16 protein-coding genes are annotated in these 18,989 nt (G+C 67.5%); 14 read left to right on the plus strand and 2 right to left on the minus strand.

Annotated features, from left to right (window positions below):
- The first annotated feature begins 237 nt into the window (after positions 1–237).
- On the plus strand, positions 238–954 hold the full coding sequence (locus DFO45_RS07465; protein WP_133864355.1) for a GntR family transcriptional regulator: 717 nt from the start codon (positions 238–240) through the stop codon (positions 952–954).
- Here DFO45_RS07465 and DFO45_RS07470 read toward each other — a convergent pair.
- Positions 951–3,206 carry a molybdopterin-dependent oxidoreductase gene (locus tag DFO45_RS07470; protein ID WP_133864356.1) on the minus strand — a complete coding sequence of 752 codons (2,256 nt, stop codon included), beginning with the start codon at positions 3,204–3,206 and terminating at the stop codon, positions 951–953. The two genes, DFO45_RS07465 and DFO45_RS07470, sit on opposite strands and share 4 nt — an antisense overlap.
- A 206-nt stretch (positions 3,207–3,412) precedes the next feature.
- On the opposite strand from DFO45_RS07470, the gene DFO45_RS07475 reads away from it, so the two are divergent.
- The 7 genes from DFO45_RS07475 to DFO45_RS07505 all read left to right on the plus strand — a co-directional run bounded on the left by DFO45_RS07475 (position 3,413) and on the right by DFO45_RS07505 (position 10,958).
- Complete coding sequence (locus DFO45_RS07475) at positions 3,413–4,348, plus strand: 4-hydroxy-tetrahydrodipicolinate synthase (protein ID WP_133864357.1); 936 nt, start codon at positions 3,413–3,415, stop codon at positions 4,346–4,348.
- Positions 4,349–4,351: 3 nt separating this feature from the next.
- A complete protein-coding gene (locus DFO45_RS07480) occupies positions 4,352–5,131 on the plus strand; it encodes an SDR family oxidoreductase (RefSeq protein ID WP_133864358.1) in 780 nt (259 codons plus the stop codon).
- A gap of 298 nt (positions 5,132–5,429) precedes the next feature.
- The gene (locus DFO45_RS07485; protein ID WP_012171175.1) at positions 5,430–6,434 is read left to right on the plus strand and encodes an ABC transporter permease; all 1,005 of its coding nucleotides are present in this window, start codon (positions 5,430–5,432) and stop codon (positions 6,432–6,434) included.
- Entirely contained in the window at positions 6,431–7,273 is an 843-nt protein-coding gene (locus DFO45_RS07490; protein ID WP_133864359.1) for an ABC transporter permease, read from the plus strand. The genes DFO45_RS07485 and DFO45_RS07490 overlap by 4 nt, the downstream gene beginning before the upstream one ends.
- The gene (locus DFO45_RS07495) at positions 7,273–8,292 is read left to right on the plus strand and encodes an ABC transporter ATP-binding protein (protein ID WP_133864360.1); all 1,020 of its coding nucleotides are present in this window, start codon (positions 7,273–7,275) and stop codon (positions 8,290–8,292) included. The genes DFO45_RS07490 and DFO45_RS07495 overlap by 1 nt, the downstream gene beginning before the upstream one ends.
- Complete coding sequence (locus tag DFO45_RS07500) at positions 8,289–9,311, plus strand: dipeptide ABC transporter ATP-binding protein (protein WP_133864361.1); 1,023 nt, start codon at positions 8,289–8,291, stop codon at positions 9,309–9,311. Before DFO45_RS07495 ends, DFO45_RS07500 begins: the two co-directional genes overlap by 4 nt.
- 12 nt (positions 9,312–9,323) lie before the next feature.
- On the plus strand, positions 9,324–10,958 hold the full coding sequence (locus tag DFO45_RS07505) for an ABC transporter substrate-binding protein (RefSeq protein WP_133864362.1): 1,635 nt from the start codon (positions 9,324–9,326) through the stop codon (positions 10,956–10,958).
- Between the two features lie 67 nt (positions 10,959–11,025).
- Here DFO45_RS07505 and DFO45_RS07510 read toward each other — a convergent pair whose 3' ends face one another.
- Entirely contained in the window at positions 11,026–11,832 is an 807-nt protein-coding gene (locus DFO45_RS07510) for a TetR/AcrR family transcriptional regulator (RefSeq protein WP_133864363.1), read from the minus strand.
- Positions 11,833–12,163: 331 nt separating this feature from the next.
- Here DFO45_RS07510 and DFO45_RS07515 point away from each other — a divergent pair, with 331 nt between their 5' ends.
- The 6 genes from DFO45_RS07515 to DFO45_RS07540 are packed head-to-tail and all read left to right on the plus strand — an operon-like array spanning position 12,164 to position 18,972.
- Positions 12,164–13,354, plus strand: a complete 1,191-nt coding sequence (locus tag DFO45_RS07515) for an acyl-CoA dehydrogenase family protein (RefSeq protein ID WP_133864364.1) — start codon at positions 12,164–12,166, stop codon at positions 13,352–13,354.
- A gap of 58 nt (positions 13,355–13,412) precedes the next feature.
- On the plus strand, positions 13,413–15,029 hold the full coding sequence (locus DFO45_RS07520) for an ABC transporter substrate-binding protein (RefSeq protein WP_133864365.1): 1,617 nt from the start codon (positions 13,413–13,415) through the stop codon (positions 15,027–15,029).
- A 23-nt stretch (positions 15,030–15,052) separates the two neighbouring features.
- The gene (locus DFO45_RS07525; RefSeq protein WP_133864366.1) at positions 15,053–16,039 is read left to right on the plus strand and encodes an ABC transporter permease; all 987 of its coding nucleotides are present in this window, start codon (positions 15,053–15,055) and stop codon (positions 16,037–16,039) included.
- On the plus strand, positions 16,039–17,049 hold the full coding sequence (locus tag DFO45_RS07530) for an ABC transporter permease (protein WP_133864367.1): 1,011 nt from the start codon (positions 16,039–16,041) through the stop codon (positions 17,047–17,049). Before DFO45_RS07525 ends, DFO45_RS07530 begins: the two co-directional genes overlap by 1 nt.
- Entirely contained in the window at positions 17,049–18,041 is a 993-nt protein-coding gene (locus DFO45_RS07535) for an ABC transporter ATP-binding protein (protein WP_133864368.1), read from the plus strand. The genes DFO45_RS07530 and DFO45_RS07535 overlap by 1 nt, the downstream gene beginning before the upstream one ends.
- A complete protein-coding gene (locus DFO45_RS07540; protein WP_133864369.1) occupies positions 18,022–18,972 on the plus strand; it encodes an oligopeptide/dipeptide ABC transporter ATP-binding protein in 951 nt (316 codons plus the stop codon). Before DFO45_RS07535 ends, DFO45_RS07540 begins: the two co-directional genes overlap by 20 nt.
- Positions 18,973–18,989: the final 17 nt, after the last annotated feature.

An 18,989-nucleotide genomic window follows, 5' to 3' on the forward strand; every position in this document is an offset into this window, starting at 1 on the left:
GCCGCTCCGGCCGTCATGTCAGGGATGCGCGTCTCTGCGGATCTCGGTCCGCCGCCGCGTCCCTGCCCCTCCGCTCGGCCATGCGATGGCCTGCGAACTGGGTTTGGCGTTTCCTTCCGGGCTTGGCGCCCCGCGCGGCGTTGACGCCGTCTGCACCTCCGACTGAAGCACTAATGCATTAGTTGGTCAAGCGAGGACGAGAGTGATATGAAGGCAGACGAGACGAGGAGCGATTGAATGTCGGTTGCGGAGGTGAGCGTGCTGTCGCGGGATGCGGCCAAGCGGGGGGCGGCCCATGTCCTCGACGTGCTGCGGCAGGACATCCTCTCGCTCGCGCTGGCACCCGGCGCCGTCCTGTCCCGGCAAGACTTGCAGGAGCGCTTCCGCCTTTCCTCCACGCCCATCCGTGATGCGCTCATGAAGCTGCAGGAGGAAGGGCTGGTGGATGTCTTCCCCCAACACGCGACCGTGGTGAGCCCCATCGATGTGGAGCAGGCACGGCAGGCCCAGTTCCTGCGCCGCTCCATCGAGCTGGAACTGGTCCGCAGCCTCGCCCTCGCCCCAGCGCCCGCGCTGGTGGAGCGGCTCCGGAGCCTCATCCGGCAGCAGAGCGTGTTCGCCGACCTCGGGGAATATGAGCAGTTCTCGGCCGCCGATCAGGCCTTCCACCGCACCATGTATGAGGCGGAAGATGTGATCGACCTCTGGCATCTGGTGCGCCGGCGTAGCGGGCATATCGACCGCCTGCGGCGCCTGCATCTGCCCAAGGCCGGCAAGATCCGCGAAATCCTCGCCGCCCACACCGCCATCACCGATGCGGTCGCCGCGGGCGATGCCCCGGCGGCGCAGGAGGCGCTTCGGGACCACCTCTCCCGCTCGCTGGATTTCGTCGAGCAGTTGCGCCAGTCACACCCGGAATACTTTTCCGGCACGGACGGCCGCCCGGCGCGCTAAACGGCCGCCACCTCCACGAGGCAGCTCATGGCGTTCGGCCCCTGGGTGAGGCTGGACGTGCCCACATCGCGCGTCAGCACATTGACCGTGCCGGCCCGCTCCGGCGCGTCGGGGGCCGAGGGATCGGGGTCGAACCAGGCGCCCGTCGCCATCACCACGACGCCGCGATGCACGCCTTCGTCGAGCACCAGACCCGCCAGCAGCGCACCCCGGTCGTTGAACACGCGCACCGTCCGCCCGGCCACGCAGCCGCGCGCCGCCGCGTCGTCCGGATGCATGAGGAGCGCTTCGCGCCCATCCACCTTGTTGCCCTGAGGCAAGGGCGCGAAATCGAGCTGGCTGTGCAGCCTGTCCGAGGGCTGCACCGTTACGAGATGCAGCGGATGGCGCTTCGCTCCGACACTGCCCAGCCACTCGCCCGGCGCCCGCCAGACCGGATGGGGCGGACAGTCGGGAAGCGCGAAGCCGGCGATGGCGGAGCTGTAAAGCTCGATCCGGCCAGAGGGGGTCGCCAGCGGATGGGCCTGCGGATCGGCGCGGAAATCGGCGAACAGCACAAAATCCTGCGCCGGCCGGGGCAGTTCGAAGCTGCCGTCCTGCCAGAAGGTCTCGAAATCGGGAAAGGTGATGCCCGCTTTCGCATTGGCCGCCGCGCAGTCGGTATAGATGCGCTCGATCCAGCCCTGCTCGTCGAGGCCGCCCGTGAAGGCCGCGCCGTGCCCCAGCCGTTCGGCGAGATCGGCAAAGATGTCGAAATCCGAGCGGGCGGCATGAAGCGGCGCGATCGCCTGATGCATGGCGATGACATAGCGGTCGCGGGACGAGCCACCGATGTCGTTGCGCTCCAGCGTGGTGGTCACCGGCAGCACGATATCGGCGCGCCGGGCGGTCGGCGTCCACCAGATTTCGTTGACGATGATGGTTTCGGGCTTCTGCCAAGCACGAGAGAAGCGGTTGAGATCCTGATGGTGATGGAAGGGATTGCCGCCCGCCCAATGAATGAGCCGCACGTCCGGATAAGTCTCCGTGCGTCCGTTGAAGGGATAGGGCGTGCCGGGGGCCTCCAGCATTTCGGTGATGCGGGCCGCGGGAATGGCCCGCTTCAGAGGATTGGCACCAACCGCCATCTCCGGGCCGGGCGTCGCGGGCCTCGGATTGCCGACGCCATTCATGGAGCCATGGCCGAAGCCGAAGCCACCTCCGGGCAGGCCCACCTGCCCCAGCACGCTGGCGAGTGCGATGGCCAGCCAATAGGGCTGTTCGCCATTCTCCGCCCGCTGCACGGCGAAGGAGCAGGTGATGTAGCTGCGCACGCCTACGAGGCGCGCCGCGATCTGACGGATGCGCTCGGCCGGCACGCCGCAGATGTCCTGCGCCCATTCCGGCGTCTTCGGCACACCGTCGCTCTCCCCGCGCACGTAAGCGGCGAGCGGCTCGAAGCCCACCGTGTGGGTGGCGAGGAAGGCGAGGTCCGCAACCTCGAGGAGGAGGACTTCCGACAGCAGAGCCAACAGGAAGGCCGCATCCGTGGTGGGACGGATGGGGACCCATTCCGCGTTCAGGAAGTCCGGGCAGTCGCCGCGCGTGGGCGAAACATTGATGACCGGGATGCCGGCCTTCGCGAGTTCGCGCAGCCAGTGCTCCTGCGTATGCTCGGCCGCACCGCCCGAGGCCATCTGCCCGTTCTTCAGCGCCAGCCCGCCGAAGGCGAGAAAGAGCTGGCAATGCTTGAGGATGCTCGGCCAGGAGGTGGCACGGCCGGTCAGCGGCTGGTAGGTGCCGATGATGTGGGGCAAAAGGAATTGCGCCGTACCCCAGCTGTAATTGCCCACCTGATCGATGGCCCCGCCGCCGGAAAAATAGAAGCGCCGCACCAGCGAGCGGGCATGATGCAGCCGGCCGGCGGACGACCAGCCGTAGGAGCCGGCGAACAGCGCGTCGCGCCCATGCTCCACCTCCACCCGGCTTATCTCGCGAGCGGCGAGATCGAGGGCCGTCTCCCAGGAGACCTCCACCATGGGCTCGTGCCCACGGCCCTCCCCTCCCGCCGCGGCGCCGTGCTTCAGGAAGCTCTCGCGCACCATAGGCTTCTGGATGCGCCGTTCCGAATAGACAGAGGGCACGATGCTGCCCAGCAAAGGCGAGGGCGCGGGGTCCGCGGCGAAGGGCTCGCACCCCACCAGCCGCCCTTCCTCCACCAGCGCGGTGAAGGCGCCCCAGTGGGCGAGGTGGGGCTTGCGCTGGACGACCATGTGACGCCTCTTCCGAAATCCGACGCCGGCCCATGACAGGGCGGCGACACGCTATTGACAGGGTGCAGGATGCGGGTCAGATTTCAAACAATTATTTGAAAAGCAGCAGCACAGAGCTGAATTCACGGCTCCGTCTGCTTGCTCGACGGCCCATTTCTTCCCGAAGCGCAGGCGGGCAGCAGGCCCGCAGAGGCACGAGGCCACCCATGCAGAAGATCACCGGTTCCTTCGTCGCGATCGTGACGCCCTTCAACAAGGACGGCTCGGTGGATTTCGTCGCCTTCCGCGAGCTTCTGAAGTTCCAGGAAGACAACGGCACCGCCGCCATCCTCATCATGGGCTCCACGGGCGAGACCTCGATGCTCTCGGCCGAGGAGAAGAAGAAGGTCATCGTCGAGACCGCCAAGATGAAGACGGCGAAGATGCCCCTCTTCTACGGCTGCACCGGCAACAATACCGAAACCACCATCGAGAACGTGCGCTTCGCCAAGGACAATGGCGCGGACGGCGCCATTCTCGCGGCCCCCGCTTATATCTGCGCACCGGAAGCGGACATCGAGGGCTATTTCCTCGACGTGGCGGATGCCACCGACCTGCCGCTCGGCATCTATAACAACCCGCCGCGGGTGAAGAGCGACCTCCACTGGGACAACCTGCTGCGCATCTTCAAGCACCCCAACTATGTGATCCATAAGGAATCCACCACCCGCGTCGGCCAGGTGGCGCAGGTGCTCGCCGCCCGTCCGGACGTCTCGGTGATGTGCTGCGACAGCCCGAACCTCGGCCTTGTGGTGCCCACCATGAGCCTCGGCGGCCATGGCACGGCCAACATGACCGGCAACATCGCTCCGGCCGAACTCGTCGCCATTTCCCGCCCGTGGAACGGCGATGAGGGCGCTGCGGCGTTCAAGGACGCCTATCTCGGCCTCCTGCCCATGCTCCACTACACCTATTCGGCCATCAATCCGGTGGCGGTGAAGTCGCTCATGAAGGCCGTCGGCCTGCCGGTGGGCGACCTGCGCAAGCCGCTGCGCGGCCTCGAGGGCGAGGCGCTGGCCAAGGGCGTGCGCATCGTTCAGGAGCTGGAGCTGGATCGCAAGTACGGCTTCAAGATCGCGCCGCTCTCCGCCGTCGCGGCCTGAGCCATGGATCTCGGCATCTCGGGCCGGCGGGCGCTGGTCAGCGGCGGCAGTCGCGGCATGGGCCGCGCCGTCGCCGAAGTCCTCGCCCGTGACGGCGCAAAAGTCACCATCGCCGCCCGCACGCGGGCGACGCTGGAACAGGCGGCGGCGGAGCTTTCCGCCGCCAGCAGCGCCCCGGTCGATTTCGTGGTGGCCGACCTGATGACGGACGAGGGCCGGCAAGCGGCGCTGGCCGCCTGCCCCGAGCCGGACATCCTCATCAACAACGGCGATGGCGAGCCCCCCGGCGACTATCGGGATTATTCCCGCGCCGACTGGATCCGCGCCCTCGACCGCATGATGCTCTCGCCCATCGAGATGATGCGCCTCACAGTGGACGGGATGATCGCGCGCGGCTTCGGCCGGGTGGTCAATATCGTCTCGCGCAGCGTGAAGACGCCGCAACTGGAAATGGCGCTCTCCAACGGCGCCCGCTCTGGGCTCGTGGGCTTCGTCGCCGGCCTGTCGCGGCAGACGGTGAAGCACAACGTCACCATCAACAACATCCTGCCCGGCATCATCGCCTCGGATGCACAGCGTCATCATGTCCAGAGCCTCGTCGAGATGACAGGGCGTCCGTTCGATGACATCTGGGCGGAACGCGCGGGCCAGAATCCGGCGGGCCGCTATGGCGAGCCTTCCGAAGTCGGGGCGCTTGCCGGCTTCCTCTGCTCGGCACAGGCCGGCTTCATTACCGGCCAGAGCATCCTGATCGATGGCGGGCAATATCCCGGCACGTACTGAGGTTTCCACGGCCAGCCGCGCGCTGGCCGTGCGACCCTCCCGGCACCGACCTGTGACGCCCCGGACCGTGGATTTCAAACGCCTGTTTGCAAAAGCGCTTGCAATCCACCCGCGATTTTGTCCATGTTGAGTTAGAAGATTGAATTATTCAACAAATGGCGGACGTGAAATGCGCCGCCGCACAATAGCAGGCTGAACGCCGGGGCCATGCCCCTGCCGCACGGCCGCAGGAAGCGCCCGGGATGCCTCCGCCGGGGGATTTCGGATCGCAGCGAGCAACCGGAGCGGAGCCAACGGCATGGCCACAGCCACCCGCGCACAACCGAACGGACTGGCGCGCTTCTTCGCCCGCCGCCTGCTGCAGGCCGTGCCCGTTCTCTTGGGCATCGTCATCTTCAGCTTCGTCATCCTGCATCTCGCCCCTGGAGATGCCGTCGACGTCATGGCCGGCGAAGCCGGAACGGGCGATGCCGCGTACATGGCCGAACTCCGTGCCAAATACGGGCTCGACCAGCCTCTCCCGGTCCAGTTGCTGCGTTATGGCACGCAGATCCTGCAACTGGATCTCGGATATTCGATCCGTAACAACAGCCCGGTGCGCGATCTCATCCTCCAGCGCCTCGGGCCCACCCTGCTCCTGATGAGCGTCAGCATCGTCGCTTCGGTGGCCATGGGCGTATTGTTCGGCGCCATCGCCGCGATCCGCCGCAACACGCTCCTTGATGATCTGATCTCGCTCGTCGCCTTGCTCGCCTACGCTATGCCGATCTTCTGGATCGGGCTCATGCTCATCATCCTCTTCTCCGTGACGTTGGGTGTGCTGCCCTCGGGCGGCTTCATGGATGTGGCGCGACAGGACGTGGGGCCCCTCGCCCGCGCGGTCGACATCGGCCGACACCTCGTGCTGCCCGCCCTCACGCTCTCGCTCTTCTACTTCGCCATCTACACGCGCCTTATGCGCGCCTCGATGCTGGAGGTGATGGGGCTCGACTACATCCGCACGGCACGCGCCAAGGGCCTTGGCGCCGCCAAGGTGACGATCCGCCACGTGGTGCGCAACGCGCTGCTGCCCATCGTCACCATGCTGGGGATGCAGATGGCCTCCCTGCTGGGCGGCGCGGTGGTGGTGGAGACAGTATTCAACTGGCCGGGCATCGGCCGCCTCACCTATGACGCCGTGTTCCAGCGCGACTATGCGCTGCTCATCGGCATCCTGCTTATGAGCTCGGCTCTGGTGATCTTCATCAACATGCTGGTGGATCTCGCCTATTCCTGGCTGGACCCGAGGATCAAGGCGCGATGAACCGACTTCTCGATTTCTGGCGCCTGTTCCGACGCAAGCGCACGGCCGTGCTCGGCCTCGTCATCTTCCTCGGCATCGTCGCCGCCGCGCTGCTTGCGCCGGTGCTCTATCCGGAAGACCCGGCCGACATGGTGGCCCCGCCGCTGCTGTGGCCCGGCGAGGATATGGCCTATCCGCTCGGCAGCGACCCCCTTGGCCGCGACATCGCCGCAGGTCTCATGCACGGTGCCCGTAGCGCCCTCATGATCGGCGGGATTTCGACCCTTGTGGCGCTCGCCATCGGCATCACGGTGGGCGCCCTGTCCGGCTATTACGGCGGCTGGGTGAACGACACCCTCATGCGCATCACCGAGATGTTCCAGACCATGCCGCAGTTCATCCTGGCGGTGGTTCTGGTGGCCATCGTGGGGCCGGCGCTCTCCTCCATCATCATCGCGCTGGCTCTGGTCTCATGGCCGCCGGTGGCGCGGCTGGTGCGGGCGGAGGTGATGAGCCTGCGCGAGCGGGAATTCGTTCAGTCCTGCTACGCCATCGGCATGAGCGAGCGGTCCATCATCTTCGGGCAGATCCTGCCCAACTGCCTCACGCCCATCATCGTCACCGCCTCCATCATGGTGGCCACTGCCATTCTCACCGAGGCGGGCCTGTCCTTCCTCGGCCTTGGCGATCCCAACGTGGTCACCTGGGGGGCCATGATCGGTGCCGGGCGCGAAAGCCTGCGCTCGGCCTGGTATCTGGTCGCTGAGCCCGGCTTTGCCATCATCCTCGTGGTGCTGGCCCTCAATCTCGTGGGCGAGGGGCTCAATGACGCCCTGAACCCCAAGCTGAAGCTGCGCTGATGTCCGGCGCGCCATCCTCCTCCCCCGCCGCCCGCCCCGTTCTGGAGGTGCGCGGCCTCACCACCCGCCTCCTCTCCCGCGCCGGCGAAGTGACGGTCGTGGATGCTCTCGACCTCACCGTCCATGCGGGCGAAACGCTCGCCATCGTGGGCGAAAGCGGTTCGGGCAAGTCCATGACCGCCCTCTCGCTGATGCGCCTCCTGCCCGATGGCGTCGCGCGCAACGGCGGCGGAACCGCCCTGCTGGACGGGCGCGACCTCCTCGCCCTGCCCGAGCGCGAGATGCGCCGGCTGCGCGGGGCGGACATTGCCATGATCTTCCAGGAGCCCATGACCTCGCTCAATCCGGTCATGCGTATCGGCCGGCAGTTGGAGGAGGTGTTCGAGGAGCACCGGCCGGACCTCGACCGGGCCGGGCGCCGGGCCCATGCGGCCGAGCTGCTGCGCAAGGTGCGCATTCCCGATCCCGAGCGGGTGCTGGACAACCTGCCCCATCACCTCTCGGGCGGCATGCGCCAGCGGGTGATGATCGCCATGGCGCTCGCCTGCGATCCCAAGTTGCTGATCGCCGACGAGCCCACCACGGCCCTCGATGCCACAGTGCAGGCGCAGATCCTCGACCTGCTGCGCACATTGCAGGCGGAGCTCGGCCTCGCCATCATCCTCATCACCCACAATCTCGGCGTGGTGGCGGAGAATGCGCACCGGGTGCTGGTCATGTATGCCGGCCGCAAGGTGGAGGAGGCCCCGGTGGCGGAGCTGTTCCGCGCGCCGCGCCATCCCTATACGCGCGGCCTGCTGCGGGCCCTGCCCAACCCGGAGGCGGAGGGGGAAGGCGCGCGGGTGCCGCTGATGGAAATCCCCGGCATCGTTCCCGCCCTGTCGGCCCTGCCGCGCGGCTGCGCCTTCGGCCCGCGCTGCCCGATCATCGGACCGGCCTGCGAGGAGGCCCGGCCCGCCCTGCGGGTGCTGGGCGGCACCGCTGTCGCCTGTTTCCGCGCCGAGGAGGCCATCCCATGAGCAGCCATGGCACGCCCCTCCTCGACGTCCAGAACCTGGTGAAGCACCATGGCGACGTGCGCGCCGTGGATGGCGTCAGCTTCTCCATCGCTGCTGGCGAGACGGTCGGCCTCGTGGGCGAATCCGGCTGCGGCAAGTCCACGCTCGGCCGCACCCTCATGGGCCTTGCCCCGGCCACCTCCGGCACGGTGCGGCTCGATGGCGAGGTGATCTCGGGTCTGCCCTATGCGCAGTTGCGCCCGCTGCGGCGGCGCATGCAGATGGTTTTTCAGGACCCCTACGCCTCGCTCAATCCGCGTAAGCGCGTGGCGGACATCATCGCGGAACCGCTGCAGGTGCACGGCATCGGGACCGCGCAGGACCGGCGCGCCAAGGTGCAGGAACTGATGGCGCGCGTGGGCCTGCCGGTGGATGCGGGCGGACGCTTCCCGCACGAATTCTCCGGCGGCCAGCGCCAGCGCATCGGCATCGCTCGCGCGCTCGCCCTTAATCCCGCGCTCATCGTTGCCGACGAGCCGGTCTCCGCACTCGACGTGTCGGTGCAGGCGCAGGTCATCAACCTGATGGTGCGCCTCCAGAAGGAGATGGGGCTCTCCTATCTCTTCATCTCGCACGATCTGGCGGTGGTGCATTACATCGCCGACCGCATCCTCGTGATGTATCTGGGCAAGATCGTCGAGGTGGCGGACCGGGCGCGGGTGTGGAAGCAGCCGCTCCATCCCTATACGGCGGGCCTTCTCGCCGCCCATCCGGCGCCAGACCCCGCCGGCGCCCACCGGCCGCGCGTGCGCATCACCGGCGACATGCCGAGCCCCACCAACCCGCCCTCGGGCTGCCGCTTCCACACCCGCTGCCCGTTCGTGGAAAGCCGCTGCACCGCCGAGGAGCCCGTGCTCCGCGCCCTCCCCGATGGCCGTCAGGTGGCCTGCCACCGCGTAGAGGTGACCGGTGCAGGCGAGGCCCGTTCCCCGTCCGAGATTCTCTCCCTTGAACCCATCACGGCGCCTGCGCCCGTCTGAACGAGACCCGTCATGACCTCAGAGCTTGATCGCCTGCCCTTCGGTCCCATCTCCCGCCGCCTGTTCCTTGGCGGCGCGGGCGCTGCCGCCGCAACTGTGTTCATCGGCCAGAACGGCAAGGCCTTTGCCGCCGAGACCGGGCAGAAGGGCGGCACGCTCACCATGGCGGTGTGGCCGGACCCGACCGCGCTGGTGTGCGCCTTCACGTCTTCCGATCAGGTGGTGCTCTCCTCCGCCAAGATGACCGAGGGGCTCGTGGCCTATGGCTACGACTTCCTGCCCCGCCCGCGCCTTGCCACCGCGTGGGAACCGTCCGCCGACGGTCTGTCCATCAAGTTCACGCTCCGCCAGGGCGTGAAGTGGCATGACGGGACGGACTTCACCTCCGCCGACGTCGCCTTTTCCTTCCTCAACCTGCTGAAGCCCAACCATCCGCGCGGGCGCGGCACCTTCGCCAATCTCACCGCCGTGGACACGCCGGACGCCCACACCGCCATCCTGCGCTTCTCCAAGCCCTCGCCGGTGGTCATGAACGCGCTGTCGGGCATGGAAAGCCCCATCCTGCCCAAGCACATCTATGAGAATGGGGACCCGCTGCGGAACCCGGCCAACAACGCGCCCATCGGCACCGGCCCGTTCAAATTCGTGGAATGGAAGCGCGGCAGCCACATCATCCTGGAGCGCTTCGACGGCTATTGGGCGCAGGAGCGGCCCTATCTCGACCGCATCGTGATGCGCATCATCAACGATGCCGGGGCCCGCGCGGCAGCGCTGGAGACGGGAGAGATCCTGCTCGCCGGCCCCAATCCCGTGCCCTACAGCGAGTTGGCGCGCTTCCGTGCCAATCCAAAGTTCGACGTCGAGACGCGCGGGGAGGAGCTGCTCCAGCACGCGCAGGCCATCGAGGTGAACCTGCGCAACCCCATCCTCGCCAAGGTGGAGGTGCGCCAGGCCATCCTTCAGGCGGTCAACCGCGAGGCCATGGCCCGCGCGGTCTGGTATCAGAGCGGCCGTCCCGCCACGAGCCCGATCCCCTATCAGGCCGGCGACCTCAGGCTCGCCAATCCGCCCGCCTATCCCTTCGACGTCAAGAAGGCGGAAGCCCTGCTCGATGCCGCCGGCTATCCGCGCGGCGCGGACAAGATGCGCTTCAAGCTGCGCCTCGACTGGCTGCCCCTCGGCGAAGCCAACCTGCGGGCGGCGGAGTTCATCAAGCAGTCGCTCCAGCGGGTGGGCATCGACATCACCATCCGCTCCTCCGACCTGCCGACTTACCTCAAGACGATCTATGGCGATTATGATTACGACCTAAACGTCTTCCTCTATGCGCCCATCTTCGACCCCTCCATGGGCCTCCAACGCTTCTACTGGTCGAAGGCGGCGAAGCCGGGCTCACCCTTCGTGATCGCCAGCGGCTATTCCAGCCCGGAGATGGACAAGATTCTGGAGAGCGCCTCGACCGAGATGGACCCGGCGAAGCGCAAGGCGCTGTTCCACGACTTCCAGCGCCTCGCCATGACCGACCTCCCCGTGCTGCCGCTGCTCGATCTCGATTACACCGCGATCATCAGCAAGCGGGTGCATGGCGTCATGGACATGCCGGAGGGCATCCGCGGCAGCTTCGAGAACGTCTGGCTCTCGGCCTGAGGACGTTTCCCGGACGGGATGCGCCAGCGCGTATCCCGTCGGGCCGCCTAAGAGGCCGCGGGAAAATCTAACCGCGGACCCGTGCCCGGCGTGGTGCCGCCGCATCGCTCCTTGCGGCCGCCGGAAGGCTCTGAACGGTGGGCATGCCCGGGCCGGCAAACCCCGCCGCAATGAAAGCAACGAGCTCGCGGACGATGGCTTCATCGTCCTGCGTGTCGCAAAGCCCGTCGGACTGGCGCTTGAGGCGCAGGGAGGTGGGATCGGCGTCGGTCAGGACCTGCATCACCGCGCCGATGGAGAAATTGTAGCGCCAGTAGATGTCCACCCGCGACAGATGCGGGGCGGCATCCTGAATGACCCGGACAAAGCGGTGCACCAGCGGGTCCACCCGGTCCACGAAGACGCGGATCGTGTCCTCGCTCGGTCGCGCGCGGACCTGCAACAGCAAGCGGATGAGCGAGCGTCCGCCATTGTCATCGCGGCTCAGTTCGACGATGGGCCGGACCATCACCTCAATGATCTCGGCGATCTTCAGCGCCTTTCCGCCAGCTGCCGCGACCAGCGCCTCGAGCGCGGCGGCGCGGGCGGCGGTATAGGGGGTCATGCGCCGGTCGAGGACCTGCCTGACGAGCTCATCCTTGGAGCTGAAATAATAGTTCACTGCGGCGATGTTCACGCCCGCGGCTTCTGTGATCTCGCGCAGGGTGGCGGCATCGAATCCGCGCGTGGCGAACACGGCTTCGGCGGCGGCGAGAATGCGCAGCCTCGGTTCCCCGTCGCGTTCCTCGCGTGGAGCGGCGGCAGCGCGACGTGGCTTCGGCAGGCGCGGCCGGGCGACCTCGCTCTTCTGCTCCGCCGGATCGGACGCGCTCATCCCTTCCTCGCTGATGCCCTCGCTTGCAAGGACTTAAGCAGGATCATCCGGTTGGGGCAACCGACACGGCGTCCTCCGCGGCCGCCTCGCCGATAACGCCCGGCGGCTGTGCGGCTTCCCCACCCCCGCGTGAGGGGATTGCGGAACGCACTCAGGCAAGATGCCGGGTGAAAAAGGCCTGCAGCGTCCTGCTGGACATGTCGTACATGCGAGGTTCAGGCGAGCGAGCACATTAATTCGATAAATTTGATTGATTAAATCTTAGAGACTGGCAAACTCCCTCTCCCGCGCCGATCCGCTCGTGATCGCCAGGGCCAAGGAAGCGTTCGCCATGCCTCACCCTCTGTTCGCCCTCGATGCCGCAAACCCTCACCTCGCCAAGGCCATCGCGCTGCGCGAGATCTTCGCGCGCGATGCGGTGGAGCGCGATCAGGAGGGCGGGCGGCCGGAGGCGCAGATTCGCCTGCTGAAGGAGAGCGGCCTGCTCAACGCGCTGATTCCGAAGGAATATGGCGGCGCTGGCGAGCCCTGGTCCACGGCGCTGAAGATCGCCCGGGAATTTGCCAAGGTGGATGGCTCGCTGGGCCACATCTATGCCTACCACTTCAACTCCGTGCACGCCGCCTATGTGCGCGGCACGCCGGAGCAGGCGGCCGATTTCTATCGCCGCTCGGCCGCAGGCAACTGGTTCTGGGGCAATACGGCCAACAGCTTCTCCCGCAGCCTGTTCGGGCGGCGGGATGGGGCGGACTGGATCCTCGACGGCTATCGTCCCTTCACCTCCGGCTCCCATGTGGCCGATTACATTCAGGTGGCCTTCGAGGACGAGGCCACCAACGAACGCCACTTCGCCGCCATCCCCTCAAACAGGGAGGGGCTGACCATCGAGAATGACTGGAACGGCATCGGCCAGCGCCAGACCGGCAGCGGGCGCGTGACCTATACCGGCGTGCGCATCCGGGCGGATGAGATCTTCGATTTCCGCGCCAATGAGGCCAGGCCCTTCCAGACGCTGACGCCGTTCCAGCAGCAGAGCGTGCTGCTCAACGTCTTCGTCGGCAGCGCGCAGGGTGCGCTCATCGCGGCGCGGGACTATACGCGCGAGAATTCCCGCCCCTGGCTGCATTCCGGCGTCGAGCGCCACATCGACGATCCGTGGGTGAAGCGGGTCTATGGGGATCTCTACATCAAAACCAAGGCGGCGACCGCCCTCGCCGATGAAGCCGCCGAGGCGCTCGATGCGGTGTGGGCGCGTGGCCGTGACCTGACCGAGGAAGAGCGCGGCGCCGCCGCCGTGAAGATCGCGGCCGCCAACGTCTATGCCGGCAATGTGGCGCTGGAAGTCACAAGCCAGATCTTCGAGGTGATGGGCGCGCGCTCAGCCACCACCGCTCACGGGTTCGACCGGTTCTGGCGCAACGTGCGCACCCACACGCTGCACAATCCGGGGGAATACAAGACCCGCAACGTGGGCGCCTGGGTGCTCACCGGCGAGCCGCCGGCCCCCAGCACGTTCCAATAGGCCGCAGTTCCGGCCCCGCTCCACTCTCCCCCAGCCTTATCCGAGGAAATTCACCGCCATGTCGGGTCCCTTTGTCGACCGCCGTTCTTTCTCCCTCGGCCTTGCCGCTTCCCTTGGCCTCGCACCCCTCGCTGGCCGTGCCGCGTTCGCGGCCGGCGCGGATGCAGGCGGCACGCCTGTGCGTGGCGGGGTGCTGCGCTTTCTCGTGGAGCAGGAACCGACGACGCTCGTCACCATCGCCCACACCGCCGGCCCCTCCACCCGCGTCTCGCCCAAGGTGACGGAGGGCCTGCTGCAATATGGATTCGACTATGAGCCGAAACCCCAGCTCGCAACCGAGTGGAGCGTGAGCCCGGACGGCCTCACCTATGTCTTCAAGCTGCGTCCCAACGTGAAATGGCATGACGGCAAGGATTTCACCTCCGCCGACGTCGCCTATTCCATCAAGCTGCTCAAGGAAAACCACCCGCGCGGGCGCGCCACCTTCTCGTCCGTCACCGTGGTGGAGACGCCCGATCCGCTCACCGCCATCATCCGCCTGTCGAAGCCGGCGCCCTATCTGCTGGTAGCGCTCGATGCCTCCGAATCCCCCATCGTGCCCAAGCACCTTTATGAGGGCACCGATCCGCTGACCAACAGGAACGCCAGCGCCCCCGTGGGCACAGGGCCGTTCGTGTTCCGTGAATGGGTGAAGGGCAGCCACATCATTCTCGACCGCAATCCCAATTACTGGGACCCCGGCAAGCCATATCTCGACCGCGTCGTGGTCCGCTTCATCGCCGACCAGAGCGCCCGTTCGGCCGCCTTCGAGACCGGCGAACTGGATCTCGGCGGCGGGCCGCCGGTGCCGCGTTCCGATCTCGCCCGCATTCAGGCCCTGCCGAACATCGGTTCGGACACCCGGGGCTATGAATACAACGGCAACATGACCCAACTCTTCTTCAACTTCGACACGCCGGTGCTGAAGGACAAGAAGGTGCGCCTCGCCATCGCCAAGGCCATCGACCACAAGAAACTGCTGGACGTGGTGTATTTCGGCTACGGCACCATCGCGCCCTCGCCGCTCGGCGTCGATGTGAAGAAGTTCATCGACCCGAACATCAAGACCTACGGCTTCGATCTGGCCGCCGCCAACAAGCTGCTGGACGAGGCCGGCTATCCGCGCAAGGCCGATGACACGCGCTTTCCGCTGCGCCTCTATGCCAACCCCTACAACTCCCAGGCCTCCGGCGATTTCGTGAAGCAGGCGCTGGCGCGTATCGGCATTCCGGTGGATTTCCAGTTCTTCGATTTCTCCACCTATCTTCAGAAGGCCTACACGGCCCGCGACTTCGACCTGACGCTGGAAGCCCTCTCCACCACCTTCGACCCGACGCCCGGCGTGCAGCGCGTCTACTGGTCCAAGAACTTCAAGATCGGCCTGCCCTTCTCCAACGCCTCCCATTACGACAATCCGGAGGTGGATGCCCTGCTGGAAGCCGCCGCCGTGGAAGCGGACGAGGAGAAGCGCATCGCCATCTGGCGCAAGTTCCAGCAGGTGACCCATGACGACGTGGCGGCCGTGAACCTCATCTCGCCGGCGGGCGTCACCCTCTTCAGCAAGAAGGTGAAGAACCACACGCTGGGCGTGACGGGCGTGAACGCCAGCTTCGCCGACGTCTATATCGAGAAGTGATCCGGCTTTCAGGAGAGACATCCATGTCCGGATCGCTGCGCGTCGCAAAGGCGCTCCGCCGCACCGCCCTCCAGGCGGTGCCGACGGTCCTCATCATCGTCATCCTGAATTTCTTCCTGCTGCGCCTCGCCCCCGGCGACGCAGCGGAGGTGATGGCGGGGGAGGCGGGCTCGGCCACCGCCGAGACGCTTGCCGCCCTGCGCAACCGCTTCGGACTCGATCTGCCGGTGCTGCAGCAACTGGCGGATTATCTCTGGACGCTCGCCCATTTCAGCCTCGGGGACTCCCCGCGCTACAACATGCCGGTGGCCGCCCTCATCGGCCAGCGGCTGCCCAACACGCTGGCGCTCATGGCGCTGGCGCTGGGCCTCGCGCTCGTCATCGGCATCGCGCTGGGCGCCCTCATGGCGAGCTTCGTCGGCCGCCTGCCGGACCGCGTGCTCTCGGTGCTGGCGCTGCTCTTCTATTCCATCCCCAGCTTCTGGATCGGCCTCATGCTGATCGTGCTGTTCTCCGTGAAGCTCGGCTGGCTGCCCAGCGGCGGGGCGGAAAGCATCGGCGCCGGCTATACGGGCTGGGAGGCCTTCGTTGATCGCCTGCGTTTCATGGTGCTGCCGGGCCTGTCGCTGGCCCTGTTCTATGTGGCCATCTATGCCCGCCTGACGCGCGGCGACATGCTGGAGGTGCGGGCGCAGGATTATGTGCGCACCGCGCAGGCCAAGGGCCTGCCGCCCTTCGCCGTCACCACCCGCCATGTCCTGCGTAATGCGCTGCTGCCCGTCACAACCATGGCCGGCATCCATCTCGGCGGCCTCATGGGCGGCGCAGTGGTGGTGGAGACGGTCTATAGCTGGCCGGGCCTCGGCCGCCTCGCCTATGAGGCGGTGATGGGCCGCGACTTCAACGTGCTGCTCGGCATCCTCCTCCTCTCGTCCCTGCTGGTGGTCGCGGTCAATGCGTCGATCGACCTCTTCCAGGCCTGGCTCGACCCGCGGATCGAGGTGCGCTGATGACCAAGAGCCAGGCCCTGCCCGCCCCCGCCACACTGGAGCATCCGTCCTCCGGCCCCGCCACTCTCCCGGCGGCCGGCACCGGCGATCTCGCCAACTGGCCCAATGTGCACGCTCCCGATGCGGCACGGGCCACCGAACAGGCGGTGGAGCGGCTCCCCCCCTCCGGCCGCCACCGCGCCCTTCGGGCCTTTCTCACCAATCCCAACGCCGTGGCGGGCAGCCTCATTCTCCTTGCCGTGCTGGCCGCAGCGCTGGCTGCCCCCATTCTCTATCCGGACGATCCGCTGGAGATGGCGGGCCGTCCGCTGATCTGGCCGGGGCAGTCGCCGGAGTTTCCCCTCGGCACCGATGCCCTCGGGCGTGACGTGGCGGCCGGGGTGTTCCATGGCGCGCGGGTGAGCCTGCTCGTGGGCGCGGCGGCAACCATCGTCAGCCTGCTGGCGGGCACGCTGGTGGGGGCGCTCGCCGGCTATTTCGGCGGCCGGACGGATGATGTGCTGGTGAAGCTCATCGAGGTCTTCCAGACCATTCCGGGCTTCATCCTGCTCATCGTGCTGGTGGCCATCGCCCAGCCCTCCATTCCCGCCATCACGCTGGCCATCGGCCTCGTCTCCTGGCCCTCGGTGGCCCGGCTCGTGCGGGCGCAGTTCCGCTCGCTGCGGGAGAAGGAATTCGTCATGGCCGCGCGTGGGCTCGGCTACGGCCACGGGCGCATCATCTTTCGCGAAATCCTGCCCAACGCCCTGCCGCCGGTCATCGTCATGGCCTCGGTGACGGTGGCCACCGCCATCCTCATGGAAAGCGCCCTCTCCTTCATGGGGCTGGGCGATCCGAACGTGGTGAGCTGGGGCTCCATGATCGGCGCCGGGCGCGAGATGCTGCGCACCGCCTGGTATCTCAGCGCCGTGCCGGGGCTTGCCATCGTCTTCACCGTGCTCTCGCTCAACCTCATCGGCGACGGGCTCAACGACGCGCTGAACCCGCGCCTGTCCGGGGAGCGCCGCTGATGGCCCCGCTGCTCGACGTGCGCGATCTCTCCATCGCATTCCCGCGCGCCACGCCCGTGCGCGGCCTCTCGCTCACAGTAGAGGAAGGCGAAACCGTGGCGCTGGTGGGCGAGAGCGGCTCAGGAAAGTCGCTCACCGCGCTGGCGCTGCTGCGCCTTCTGCCGGCGGGCGCCCGCATCGCCAGCGGCGAGGTGCGCTTCCGGGGCGAGGTGCTCTCCAGCCTGTCACCCCGCGCCCTGCGGCAGGTGCGCGGGCGCGACATCGCCATGATCTTTCAGGAGCCGATGACCTCGCTCAATCCGGTGGTCACCGTGGGCCAGCAGATCATCGAGGTAGTGCGCCTGCATCAGGGCCTCGGCCGGGCGGCGGCGCGGGCGCGGGCCATCGAACTGCTGGATCTGGTGCGCATTCCGGAACCCCAACGGCGGGTGGACGAATATCCCCATCAGCTCTCCGGCGGGATGCGCCAGCGGGTGATGATCGCCATCGCGGTGGCCTGTTCCCCGAAGCTGCTCATCGCGGACGAACCCACCACGGCCCTGGACGTGACCATTCAGGCGCAGGTGCTGGACCTGCTGGACCGGCTGCGCCGCGAGCTCAACATGGCGCTCCTCCTCATCACCCATGACCTCGGCGTGGTGGCCGAGTGGGCGGACCGGGTGGTGGTCATGTATGCCGGCCGCAAGGTGGAGGAGGCGCCCTTCGAGACGCTGTTCGGCACGCCGCTCCATCCCTATACGCGCGGCCTGCTCCACGCCTCGCCGCGCCTTGAGACCGGCCTGCACTACACCTCCGGCCGGCTCACCGAGATCCCCGGCAGCATCACAACGGCCGCTGGCGAGACCGGCTGCGCCTTCGCGCCCCGCTGCGCGCTGGCACGGCCCTCCTGCCGGGTCGTGCCGCCGGATATCCGGCCCGTCGCTGCCGGCCATCTCGTCGCCTGCCCCGTCACCACATCGCGCGAGGTGGATCATGCCGCTGCTGTCGGTTGATGACCTGAAGACCCATTACGACGCCGGCGGCGGCCTGCTGAAGGCGGTGGACGGCGTGTCCTTCGCCATCGCTCCGGGCGAGACGGTCGGCCTCGTGGGCGAGAGCGGCTGCGGCAAGTCCACTCTGGGCAAGACGCTGCTGCGCCTCGTGCAGCCCACCTCGGGACGCATCGTCTTCGACGGGGTGGACGTGGGCGCGCTAGGGCAGCAGGAACTTCGCGCCTATCGCCGCAAGGTGCAGATGGTGTTTCAGGACCCCTTCGGCTCGCTCAATCCGCGCCATACGGTGGAGGAGATCCTCTCCGGGCCCCTCGCCGTTCACGGCATCGGCAACCGGGTGGACCGGCGGCAGCGGGTGCTGGAGGCGTTGGAAGGCGTCGGCCTGCCGCGCGATGCCCTGAAGCGCTATCCGCACGAATTCTCAGGCGGCCAGCGCCAGCGCCTCGGCATCGCCCGCGCGCTCATTCTTGAACCGCGCCTCATCATCTGCGACGAGCCGGTCTCGGCGCTCGATCTGTCCATCCAGGCGCAGATCCTGAACCTGCTGGCGGACACGAAGGCGCGGCTCGGCCTCTCCTTCCTGTTCATCTCCCATGACCTGTCGGTGGTGCGCTATTTCGCGGACCGGGTGCTGGTCATGTATCTCGGCCGCATCGTGGAAAGCGGCTCCTGGCAGAGCCTTTGGGAGCGCCCGCTGCATCCCTACACGCGGGCGCTGATGGAGGCGGTGCCGACCCCCGGCCGGCGGCGCCATGCGCCTTCCCTCGGCGGCGACCTGCCGAGCCCGCGCAACGTCCCTACCGGCTGCCGCTTCCATCCACGCTGCCCGCTCGCCAGCGCCCGCTGCGTGGCGGAGGAGCCGGCCCTGCGCGCCGCATCCTCCGGCCATGCGGTGGCCTGCCACCACGCGGACGTGCCCCCGCTTCACTGATCCCTCAAGGAGACCCC

The sequence above is a fragment of the Azorhizobium sp. AG788 genome (assembly GCF_004364705.1).
Lineage (GTDB): Bacteria > Pseudomonadota > Alphaproteobacteria > Rhizobiales > Xanthobacteraceae > Azorhizobium > Azorhizobium caulinodans.